The 12614-nt window shown below is 47.0% G+C and carries 7 protein-coding genes; 2 read left to right on the plus strand and 5 right to left on the minus strand.

The features are described from left to right. Position 1 precedes the first annotated feature (1 nt). The 5 genes from LOZ80_RS19405 to LOZ80_RS19425 all read right to left on the minus strand — a co-directional run bounded on the left by LOZ80_RS19405 (position 2) and on the right by LOZ80_RS19425 (position 10783). Positions 2-958 (minus strand): ABC transporter permease, encoded by a 957-nt coding sequence (locus LOZ80_RS19405; RefSeq protein ID WP_238172860.1) that lies wholly within the window; start codon positions 956-958, stop codon positions 2-4. Between the two features lie 365 nt (positions 959-1323). Then, positions 1324-6465: a golvesin C-terminal-like domain-containing protein gene (locus LOZ80_RS19410; RefSeq protein ID WP_238172861.1), complete on the minus strand. Its 5142-nt coding sequence runs from the start codon at positions 6463-6465 to the stop codon at positions 1324-1326. Between the two features lie 136 nt (positions 6466-6601). Beyond that, positions 6602-8398, minus strand: a complete 1797-nt coding sequence (locus tag LOZ80_RS19415; RefSeq protein ID WP_238172862.1) for a sensor histidine kinase — start codon at positions 8396-8398, stop codon at positions 6602-6604. Then, positions 8395-9924, minus strand: a complete 1530-nt coding sequence (locus LOZ80_RS19420; RefSeq protein ID WP_238172863.1) for a response regulator — start codon at positions 9922-9924, stop codon at positions 8395-8397. The genes LOZ80_RS19415 and LOZ80_RS19420 overlap by 4 nt, the downstream gene beginning before the upstream one ends. A 106-nt stretch (positions 9925-10030) precedes the next feature. Further along, positions 10031-10783, minus strand: a complete 753-nt coding sequence (locus tag LOZ80_RS19425; protein WP_238172864.1) for a LamG domain-containing protein — start codon at positions 10781-10783, stop codon at positions 10031-10033. Between the two features lie 139 nt (positions 10784-10922). Between LOZ80_RS19425 and LOZ80_RS19430 the strand changes: the two genes are divergently transcribed. Together LOZ80_RS19430 and LOZ80_RS19435 are read left to right on the plus strand one after the other, a co-directional pair. Continuing rightward, on the plus strand, positions 10923-11702 hold the full coding sequence (locus LOZ80_RS19430; RefSeq protein WP_238172865.1) for a helix-turn-helix domain-containing protein: 780 nt from the start codon (positions 10923-10925) through the stop codon (positions 11700-11702). 654 nt (positions 11703-12356) lie between these two features. Then, on the plus strand, positions 12357-12572 hold the full coding sequence (locus LOZ80_RS19435; protein WP_238172866.1) for a hypothetical protein: 216 nt from the start codon (positions 12357-12359) through the stop codon (positions 12570-12572). Positions 12573-12614: the final 42 nt, after the last annotated feature.

Raw genomic sequence — 12614 nt, forward strand, 5'->3', positions numbered from 1 at the left:
TTTACCAGAGACTTCTCTCGCCGAATTTTTTGCTTACATAGTTCGCCCCTACAATAAGTCCCATACCAATCAATGACTGAAAAAGTCCCAGGGCAGTTGTAAAGCTGTATTTAAATTGGCCCAAACCAATCCGGTACACATAAGTTCCGATAACATCTCCAACACTGTAAACGAAAGGACTGTAGAACATCAGCACTTGCTCCAAATCATTCCCGAGCGCCGCTCCAATTCTCAGCATGATAATAAATACGATCACGCTACGTATCCCCGGCAGTGTGACATGCCAAATTTGTCTGAACTTGCCGGCGCCATCCATTTTGGCTGCTTCGTACAATTGGGGGTCAACAGCAAGAATAGCTGACAAATAAATAATGGATGACCATCCCGTTTCTTTCCAGGCTGCCGATGCCACGAGCACACTGCGGAAAAAACGTTCGTCCGCAATCATCATGATGTTGCTCATGCCGAGCATCGCGAAGACATCTTTCAATATCCCAGTCAGCGGAGACAACACGTTGATGAAAATCGCGCTAATAATTACCCACGACAAGAAGTGCGGCAAATAAGTAATTGTTTGTGTAACTCGTTTAAACATCAGGTTGCGGGCTTCATTAATCATTAGCGCCAGCATGATGGGCAGCGGGAATTGAAAGACTAGCTTATAAAAATTAATGAGCAGCGTATTTCCCAGCACCGTATAAAACTTCGAATCGTTAAATAGTTCCTCAAAATACTTGAACCCAGCCCATGGGCTTCCCCACACTCCGTCAAACAGATTGAATTCCTTGAAAGCGATTAAAATTCCATACATGGGCAAGAATTTAAAAATAATCAGCGCAAGGACACCCGGCAACAATAACAGATACAGATCGTAATCCCGCTTCATATCGAACAGCCAATTCCTTCGCTCAGAGGGAGTTCTTACTCTGACGTTGTTTATCTTCTCAACTTTCGGCATCGTTCAACTTTCCTTTCATTCAACCTCATTATGTAATCGTTATCATTGGTATATTCTTATTATAAGATGGGATGATGTGTACGAAAACGGGATAAGGCTATGATTTGGTGTCTATTATTACGCTAAATGGGCGCTCCTCTCTCTGGACCGGTAGCAACGAGAGTTAAATTAATGAAGTTCCTTCTGTAGCTAGGCGGCGGAAAATTGGCTTGTTGAGTGAATAAGAGCCTTTGGAGACTTCTACCCGCGCGAAAAGTGACTGTTTTGGCGGAATAAGAGCCTCTGGAGGCTCTTATCTGTGGCTGCGGCGGCTTTCGAAAAAGCAAAACGGAGATGCGCATCAAAGCGCAATCTCCGTCTCTTAATTAGTGGTTAACCTGTATGGTCATCGTTTCGCTGGATGTCGCTCCCGCATCATTAACAAACTCGGCCCTGTACGTGTAAGTACCTGCTGCTCGGTTCGATAAATTCGTCAATGCCGATTGGGCCGACGGTGTATGAGCGGTCAGTATTTGCGTATCGATCAATACTGCGTTCTCATACAACCGATAAATGGTTCCATTCGTTCCCCACCACATGTTCATGCTCACCTTGAAATTGCCGTCTCCATCCCAATTGTCATTGGACAGAACTGGTTTGCCAGGGTCAGCCTGCATAACCGTAACGACAAGCGTGTCGCTTGTGGTGGTTCCGAAGGCATTGATAAGCTGCGTATAATACCGATATGTCCCATTTTTCCTGCCGCTAATTGGAGTCGCAACCGTTTGGGCATTCGGACTATTATCTGCTAGGATCCTGGAATCGATGAGCACATCATTCTCATACAGATGATATATTCTGGCATTGTTTCCATACCATATATTCGTAGTAACCACATATTGACCATCCAATATACCATTATCATAGCCATTGTCACTGGATAGGGCCGGTTTGACCGCAGGGGCTGTGCTTTTCGATACAATTGTGTTTACAGTTGCGGTCGCCGTACCTGGATTGCCAGCAGCATCAACAAATTCGAAGACAAAGCTGTCGTTCCAGTAAAATATATGACGATTCGATCCGCCATTATTCGTAATGGTTACGGGCTCGCTCGCAGTGAGCGTTGCCTGCACCGCCTCATTTGCACCGCCATATACCGCATATGCCACGGTTCCTGTTGGCTGGATTTGATCAATATTGCTTACTGTATAGTTGCTTACTGGAGACACATTACCTAAGGCATCGCTGCTTCTTGCATAAACAGCCGTATTGTCAGATACAACAATCGGGGATACATAAGCCGACCATGCGCCATTAGCGCCGAGCTTGTATTCTCGAAGGGTCACGTCCGCTGGATAAACGACGGTAACCGTCACACTTTGGTTGGTTGGGTTCGTCACATCCGCATGAAAAGTGGCTGGCGCTATGTCACGTGTGACCGGTCCTGATCTTACAAACTTAACACCATCCGCCAACATAAAATTGCCTACAGTAAAGCTATTCGTGATGCTCAACTTGCCATCCGTGCCGAAATTAAACGGAAAGCTGCCGATTTGGAACCATTTGCCGCCATTGAGCGATTGATTAACCATGACGACATCTGTGCCTGCAGCATGTTGGATCGTATATGGGGCAAAGGCTGCATTGTTGACCGGATGTTGATAAACATAAACATCGTACATGCCACCCAGTGGAATTGTTGGCGTATAGATAACGCTGGCATTGCCAGCCTTGGATGTGTTTAATGCATAGTTGCCTTTACTTGCCTCAGTACTTATTCGCGTATTGTCCCACGTTGTTCCTGTGAACGCTACACCAGTTGCATCCGAATTATCCATTTGGATGGTTACATTTTCCGGTACCAAATTGAAAGCAATATCATCAAACAAAACATTTCCAACACCAGACAGAATTCCGATGTTGACGGTTATATTCATCGGATGTGTGACTACGATCGAGTTCGTATACGCTGCATATTGATCGGTCAGGGTAACCGGGGCTAGTTGATGATCGTTCTGTCCATCCCAAATGTTCAGCTCAGGCTTAACGTCAGCGCCACCGCTCAACTTCTTGATGCGGGCAGACAACACATAATTACCCGGCTCTGTGATAGCAAAAGATTGATACATATACGTCCTGTTGCCTGGCGCACCTGTAGAATTGAATTCTGCTGCCTTCTGCCCCAGATACGGACTTGTTTGGTTCACATAGGCGTTCGTCCCATAAACACCAACATTCCAGCCCATCTGCCAGTCATTCATCGCAACTGCCGCAGGTCCTCCTGTTGGATCCCCGGATACTTTCTCGAAGCTGCCATTTTTAATAAAGGTTAGCGCTCCATCGCCAACAACGCTTTTGATAACCAATGGCTCGCTGCTGATAATAAATACCGTATTCGTCTTATCGATTTGCCCGACGCCATCGACCATCTCAACGGCAACTGAATTACCGTAGTTGTCTTCGACACGACTAATTTTATTCGCATTTTGAATCGCGATATGCAAGGTTGTAGAATCTGAAGATAGAATGCTCAGATAGCTTCCATCCGTGCGCTGCATATAATGCTTCGCAGGCAGCAATGCTGCTCCTGTGAATCCGGCGTATGAACCTATATAATGATCTACCTTACGAATATGATGATTCATCAGCGCTGTAGTTTGGAATACTTCCGTAGGCGATAAGGAATGCCTTGTCAGAAAAGCATCTTCCGCTGGCGTACCCATGTCAAAGTACTTGTCAAAGCCCGCTGAGATGAAGTCTGTATACTTCTGCACGACGTCATAAATACGCCAGGAGGTCACTATGTTGTTCAATGGATAGACCTCACCTTGCCAAAGCTTTAGCTCCGGACGTGCCTGCTTGGCTAGTGAATACGCTGCAAGCACATCCGTGATTCCAGCAATACCCAAATAACCGTGAATCACATAAATATCGTAATATTGATTATAAGGCGGTTTCAAAGCGTCAATCGCCATTTGACGGTCTGACGTTGGTGGCGTTGCGAAGCCGCTGGTTGTCACATATAAGGCCAAGTCATTTCCTGTTTCTGCCTTATACTCAGCCTTCACCCTCTGTGCTTGCTCGTAAGCGAGTCGCAGCATCTGGAAGTATTCTTCCTTCGTACCCGAATGTGTCGCTGCAATGAACGGTGGATGGAAGTTCGCCTCATTAACAACTTCATAATACTTCACTTTGCCCGCATAACGCTTCATCGTTTGATACACGTAATTCGACCAATCCTCGCCTGTGCCAAGAACCCCGTTCTTCATTTGAATATCCTTGGGAATCCAGCGTTCTGCCCGGTATTGGTAATCGCTCTTATACCCTTCCGCTGGAACTTCACTCGCTGCAACCCGTGACGAAGCCCAATCGGACGGATAGCCGAGAACGGCAAGCACATCCATATTCGCTTCCGTTACATCCTGCACATATCCATCCGTTTGTGCCCAAGAGAATTGACCTTTCTCCGGCTCAATTTTGAACCACATGAATGCTCGAGCATCTTCCCATGCTCGTTCTGTGCTCGTATTAATCTTCTTCCAAGGCAGCATGGAATAGCTGTAGCTCGTATGCTGTCCGTAATAATTTGCATATTTGCCGTCGGTAAGCTGCGTATCGTTGACAGGCACTTTGGAAATCGCACTCTTATAAGTCATAACATCCAATTCCGAAGAGGAGATCGTGGTTTCCAAATACCAGAAGCCAACTAAACTATTCAGCTGCGGCAAGGTCAAATCCTCGGCACGATAGACACCATCTGCAGGGACAACGACACTTTTCTCTTCTGTGAACGCTATGTTATTATAGGGATCTTTCGCTTGGATCTTTACCGTATATGTTTTGGCAGCGGTTCCATAATTGACGCTCATAATCGGGTAAACAGCAGCCTCATTTGCCAGGAATACTTCTTTTTCGCTGCGGAAAGCTGGTTTGACCACACTATACTGGGAGCTCGTATGCCAAGGTGTTACGAATTTGTTCGCCTGAATCGGTTGTCCGAGTGCTGTCTTGGCAATTAATGCCGTATTTACTGATTGCGTAAAGGCTGCTTTGTTCGTCTCCAACTCACTGCTAGCTAGCGCTTTGGTGGAAATTTTGACATTGCTAATGTTATAAGGAGCTCCGCGTTCCACCATGAATTCAAATGGCAAGAAATTTTCCATAACAGCTGGCACCGTAGTTGCTGTACGCGATATCTCTACGCCATCTTGGGAGATAGCCACATATCCACCTGCTCCCATCTTCCATGTAAAAGCAAGATTAAAGGGAACTCCCTGCACATAATTCAACTGTCCTGGCTGCGCAAAAGCGCTGGCCCCCTTCGCTCCATCTCCATTGCGCACCGTGAAAATAAGCGGCTGTTCATAGGTTGGATTCGCACCTGTTGGCTTCGCTCCAGGCGGTGGAATGTGAGCATTGATCAACGTATTTCCCGGTCCGCTTTGGGCCGGAACAAGTCGGAACAAGAAATCCCAATCGTTGCCGAATTCCTTATACGGCTTATCGATACGGGCCGTCAACTCAATGGTACCTTCACTTGGGTTAAAGATGCCCGGCGCATAATCCCGGTACCACGTTGCCGTATTCGTGAAATTGGCGTTATCAACGAATGGCTGTCCTTCGATAGTCACAGCAACGTTCAGTGTTGTTGAGGCATTCCCTTTGACAAAGGTAAGAGTAACGTTCTCCACCGCATTCGTATGCGACGTATTCTGCGCTTTCAATACAACATCACTGGCAGTACCCAATAGATAAGTGCTTGTCGGCGGAACAACAGCACTTACGAGTACACCGCTGCCAGGTACTTGGCCGGATTTCAGCTTCATGACAGAAGCGTAGACACTTGAAGCAACTGTTGTGCTTGCCCCAATCCACGCGTTCGTTTCATATTTGAGCTTCTCCGCCTCTACCGCATCCTGATTGGGATTCGGCAGATTGGCCGTCCGAATCAGCTTGATGCCGTCAATCGCGAACCCGGTGTTCCCCGTTGGAAGAGGAGGAAACGTTAGGTATCCGTCTCCGGCAGCGACAATACTGTAAGTCCCTCCAGCTTTGAACGGATAGGCTTGCGCGTTCAATTTAACCCACTCTTCCTTGTTATCCGCGCTGAGAGCAAGATTGACCACACTCGTTCCATCTTCATGATGAATCGTGTAGGGAACATTCCCGACATAAGATTTGCCGCCCGGCTTTCTTACATAGAAATCATACAAGCCATCTTGCGGAATTATTGGGGCAAACTTGATTCGCTGCGGCGTTGTTCGATTCAAATTCGCATAGCTGAAACCGTTGTTGTACGCCCCTCCCCATCCCGTAACATCAACAAACAGACCTGATCTTATGACCCCCGAATCACGATCATCCAGGATGACGCCAACTTCGCCTGGGACAAGTGTATCGCCACTTATCGCTGCCGCCGCAAACGGCGCGGGCAAGCAGCTGAGCAGGAGCATCATCAACACAATTCCCCTTATAACACTTGTCTTCAACCTTCTTTTGGACGCTGCCGTAATTCTTAATCTGACCATGGCAAGCATGCACTCCTTCACAAATGAGATTTAATTCGCGAATTGCATTCTAATTGAATCCGCTTACAACCGATTATAAGGAAAGAAAAAAGCCCCGGTAACGGGGCTTAACTACGATTTGGTGGTGAAAGCTACGCTATTGCGTTGAATCACTTGATTTTTTTAACAAGAGCCTTACTAAAGTACCAATTCCTTCCTGACTGCGAATCTTCACACCGCTTCCCTCACCAAAATACAGCTGCAGCCGCTCATGCACATTCCTAATCCCGTAACCAGATCCCTCTGGGTGCAATAGGGAATCTTTCACTGACTTGCTCATTCCCACTCCATCATCGGAAATTGTGAACACGATACCGTCTCTGCGCAAATGACCCCGAATTCGAATCGTGCCCTTCTTCGTCTGACTTTTGTTAATGCCATGCAATATCGCATTCTCGACGATTGGCTGTAAAATAAGTTTAATAATTTCTTTGTGCAGCAGAGCTGGATCAATCTTGGTTTCGAACTTGATATTGCCGCTAAAGCGAGTATCCTGGATATGAACATAAGCTTTCACATGCTCCAGTTCCTTCTCCACACTAAGTCTTTCATGTCCTTGATTCAGACTGATCCGGTAAAACTTAGACAAGTTCGTCACGATCTTAGCGATCTCAGGCGCCTTGGAATCGAGCGCCATCCACTTGACCGTATCCAGTGTATTGTATAGAAAGTGTGAGTTAATTCTTCCCTCCAGCACTTTCATTTCTTCCTGCTGCTTTTTCAGCGTAATGGCATAAACTTCATCAATCAAGGTTTTAATCTGTACCGACATGTGATTGAAGCTGCGCTGCAGGACGGAAATTTCATCTTGCCCGCTGACCTCGACCAGCTCGCCGAAATGACCCTTCTCGATCCCTTTCATTTTGACCATCAGCTTGTACAACCGTCTTGTTATTCGATCAGAGAGCAAATAGGACAATCCCACCGTCATCGCAAGCAGCGATACCGATAATAATAAAATATATATGCCCAATAAGGAGCTTTGATCCGTAATACGCAGAGTAGGAATGAGGACAACGAGCTTCCAGTTTACATTTGCCACTTGTTGAACCAAGAATAAATAGTCTTTCCCCTGAACACGTATATTTTTGTAAGCAACAGGATCTTTTTCGTCTTGTTCCAACAATTCTTGCAACGCTTGCGCATCGATATTAATCTGCTCAGGCTCCCTGGTGTAAGAGGCTATCAATTCGCTTTCGTTAAACAGCATCGCTTGATAAGGCAGGCTCAGATTCATATTTTGCAGCACATTCGTCAACGTCTTCTGATCCATATCGATTGCTACCAGGGCCAGCACGCTTTTCACATCTTCAAAATCCTTAATTGTACGATAGAGCGAAACCGTACTCATATTCGCAACGCCTGGATAAGTCGTCTTATTGCTGAAGACCCACTCCATGCTTCTCGGCTGCAAATTCAATTCATCGTTCCAATGATCCAAAGATTCCTTGCTGATGCCCAAAATGTTTTCTTTCTCCATAGCATAAAGCGGATCACCCTGAACCATTAAGCGAATACGAAGGATGTTACGGCTTTTTTCCAGATTCTTGATAATTTCGATGATGTTTTTGTAATCCACGATCACATCCCCGATGCTCAGATCGCCCTGGCTCGCGCGACGCAAAATTTGCTGCAGCCTTCCGTTCGCGTAAACGATTTCAGAAATGTTTTCGACTTCCGTCAGCCGATACGACATATTGATTTCTGTCTGACGAAGCGCTTCCAGATAAGCATGACTTGTTTGTTCGCTGATGATGGAAGACGACTTCTGATAGGAAAAAAAGCCGATGCAAACCGTTGGAATAATAACCATCAGCACGAAAGAAATTAAGATTTTGTTGCGAAGCTTCATCCGCGAATCCATTGTCAGCAGTCGAAGTAAAAGTGTCTTCATCCGAATTTTTCCCGATATTCACTGGGATTCATGCCGCATTCTCGTTTGAACAGTTTTGTAAAATATTTGCTATCCTTATAACCAACCTGCTCGGCAAGATCATGAATTAATAGCTGCCTGTCGGATTGCAGCAGCCGCTTAGCCTCTGCCAAACGGACATCCGTGATGTACGCATTGACTGTGATGCCTGTCTCTTTTTTGAACACACTTGCCAAGTAATTAGGTGACAGATGCACCTGCGCCGCTATTTGCGCCAAAGTCAGCTCTTCTCTGAACGCACTCTGAATGTAACTGTGAATGAGCCGAACAACTTTCCGTTGATCCGGTTTATCGTTGATGATGACGGTGAGTTCCGCAAGCGTTTGCATCATGAGCTGGCGAAGTCCCTGAATGTCGCTCACTACGCTAATTTGCTCTAGCGCCGCAGTGATAAGCGCTGATCTTTCTCCAAGCACGGCAAAATGCCGGCGGATCTGAATCAACAACATGCTGCTGAAAGCTCGCAAGTAATCCAGCTTAGTTCGGTCCAAGCGCAGCACCAGCTCGAAGTAAACCTCTAGCGCTGCATGCAAGGCATCACGATCACCATTCTCCATGGCGGCCAGGATCATTGATTCTTGCAAGGCCATATCGGATAGCAGCACCTCCTGCATATCGCCCGCAACCTCTGCCTGATAAGCTAAGACGGTGCCTTCACCCATCGTTTCTGGCAGAAAAAGGAGAGAAACTCTCGCTTGCTGAAAGGAACGATGAAGATCCGCAAGCCGCATGACTCCGCAGCCCAGGCCTATTCTTAAACCTGCTTGCGGCAACCATTCGGGGCCTGTGTCGAAGACAATACCACCGTACGCCCCTCGATCAATGGGGAACACGGCGACCATTGGCGCCATGCTGCGCAGAGCTTCTTCCACATGCGATTGCGCCTTGTCACTTTCGATAAAAACAGCTCTGTACGAGCCATAATCACTAAAAGATTCTCCCAAAAACTCCATATACAACGCAATTTCCTCATCAGAAACTTGACGGTAACAAAGATCTTGCAAAAACCGTTCCCGAACAATCGATTGTGATTGCCCATTGCGCTGTTCCAGATAGGCCACATGAGCATTCTGCTTACGCTCATCCTCGCAGGCCCTTATTACTTTGCGCAGCACTTCCTCCAGCTCTTCCGTATGAAAGGGCTTTAACAAGAAATCGACAACCTGCAGCTTTAAAGCAGATCGGATGTAATCCACATCCTCATGACCGCTGATAATGATCACCCAGATCGGCTTATCCGTGATCTCCTGCCGCAATCTCCTAACGAATTCGATACCATCCATCTCTGCCATGACCACATCCGTGATAACAATATCCGGCCGCATCTGGATCGCCATGTCCAGTCCGAGCTGACCATTGTCCGCTTCTTCGACCTTGTCGATTTGATAGCCAGACCAGTCCAAACAATGCCTCATCCCTTTGCGAATCAGTTCCTCGTCTTCCACGATTAATAGCGAGTACATGTCTGCACATCCCCACATGCTCATATTTGCAATTTCCCTAAGCTTACCGCAACTTTCGCAAAATTTCATCCTAAATCTAAGTAGTAAAAAATAAAAATAAGCCCTCAATCTTACTTAAGGGCTTACAAAATTAACGAACATTCAGAGAAAACTTACGAATTTGTTCTGCTGGCAGTGCTGTTTGAAAAACGGCGAGCCCTCCCAGCAAGCCTGCGTAGAAGTTGCCCATTTCACCAGACCTATGTACGGCTCCTACAGTAAAATCAGCGCCTGAGCTGCCTCCATCGTACAGCCCTTGATCATAGAAATATGGATTGTACTGTTCGCGTTCATCCAACAAGCCATCCAAATAAACTTTGGCATGGCTCCCATCATAAGTGAAAGCAATGGTATGCCATTCATCTTTGGCAACAGGTGTCGCTCCGATAGCAGTTGACATGCACCACGGATATCCCGGGGTTGGACCGCCTTCTGCAGACACATGACCGCACACCTGGTCCTGGCTGTCCCAGATTCGCAAATTAAGGAACATGGCATACTGCCTTTTCTTCTCCGATTCATTCCACATGCCAGCGATCGCCTCACATTGTGGATTGTCTGACGGATTCCGCTTGATCCAGGCAATCAGAGTCAGCTTGGCGTCTGACCCATGGAAGTCGAGTGCTGGACATTCGCTGCGGGGTAAACGAAACCACTGTCCGTAGGCTAATTCAACGGCACCTGCCCCTAGCACGCCGTCCTCTACTCGCTTAATAGGTCCTGACATCGCTTCCAAAACATAAGGAAAAGGACCTTGGGCCGTATGAAAATTATCCTCTTCTTGAAAGTCCCAAAAGGACACAAGAGAAGGGGTTTGCAGAATCGCTTCTTGCAACGTTGTCATTCGAATTCGTCTCCCATCGTAATGCCCATAATTTACTATAAGGATACAGAAATTCTTCCAGGCAAGCGATTAATAATTCTATTTAATTTGGGATGATTCTACGATATATTAGAAGGAATAGCTCAGGGAGAGTGTTCAGATGATCAACTTGCATTCCATTTACTATGATGATGTCTCTGATCCTAACTGGAGAAAGGAGCGATCTCCAGTCGACTATGACATCTTACTGTTAGTCACTCAGGGTACATTGATTTATGAGCTTAATGACAGCATCATTCCTCTGAAGAAAGGTGATATGCTTTACATTCCCGCCGCTACCATGAGGGAAGCTTATCCCGAATTTGGACATGCGCATCAGAAATATTCGGCTCATTTCACACCTGCTCCTGTGCCTTCCCCTTTGGAAATGCTTCCGCCCATTCGTTCACACTTCAAAATAGAAACACGGCAGTTCGACTATCTCAAACAAAGGTTTCAGCATTTGACCCAGCAATGGATCAGCAAGCGGCCTTACTACGCTCCATTGTGTTGCAGTATTCTACAGGAAATGCTGGCGATCACTTGCCGCGAATTTGACGAACGCCAATTTCCTTACAAGAAATTAGCCCTCGTTCATGTGATCCAGCAATACATCTTGGATCATTACACAGAACCAATTCGCATTGAGCACTTAGCCGCCTTGGTTGATCGCACGCCTAACTATGTGACCAGCCTCTTTCGCGAAACCATAGGCCATCCGCCCATTGACTATGTGCATCAAGTGCGTGTCTCGGCAGCCCGCGATATGCTCCTGAATACGAACAAAAGCATTCGTCAAGTTGCCGAGGAGCTTGGATTTTGCGATCAATCCTATTTTAACCGCGTATTTCGCAAAATTGTCGGCTATCCGCCCTCGGCGATCTGGCGGGCACGCGATTGATTGAGCGCGTCCGCTTCGACGATCTGGCGGGCACGCGATTGATCGAGCGCGTCCGCTTCGACGATCTGAGCGGGCACGCGATTGATTGAGCGCGTCCGCTTCGACGATCTGGCGGGCACGCGATTGATCGAGCGCGTCCGCTTCGACGCCCTGAGCGGTGATCCTCTTAGAAATTGTGAAGCCTATTAAGGGTGGGAACTCTGACTCGCTATTTCGGCAAATAGATGGGGTACGAGGACAGTTGCGGAACTGCATTGTCTTATTTCCACGAAAAGTGCTGAAAATAGCTCAACGGGATTGGTTCTCCTGCTTTAAGGTTGTTTTTCATACTTATGGAGTGGCAAACGAACGTTTCGCGCTCGTTAACGCTGAATTTCAGCGTTACGGTAGGTGCTTTGGCGCTTTTCCCAGGATTCAGCTGCTTTTAAGGTTGTTTTTCATCTTTATGGAGTGGCAAATGAACGGTTCGTGCTCGTTAACGCTGAATTTCAGCGTTACGATGGGGGGTATTTCGGTGGGTACTACGGTGGGTGCTTTGGCACTTTCCCCAGGATTCGGCTACTTTTAAAGTTGTTTTTCATCCTTTTGGAGTCGCAGACGAATGTTTCGCGCTCGTTAACGCTGAAAATCAGCGTTACGGTGGGGGGTATTTCGGTGGGTACTACGGTGGGTGCTTTGGCACTTTCCCCAGGATTCGGCTGCTTTAAGGTTCTTTTTCATCCTTATGGAGTGGCAAACGAACGTTTCGAGCTCGTTAACGCTGAATTTCAGCGTTACGGTGGGGGGGATTTCGGGGGGGCTACGGTGGGTGTCGGCGCTTTTCCCCAGGATTCGGCTGCTTTAAGGTTGTTTTTCATCCTTAAGGAATAGCGTCCTGTAGTTGCCGCCGTGGGAAGCAGCTGGTGTAACTCA

The organism is Paenibacillus sp. HWE-109 (genome assembly GCF_022163125.1).
Classification (GTDB): Bacteria; Bacillota; Bacilli; order Paenibacillales; family NBRC-103111; genus Paenibacillus_E.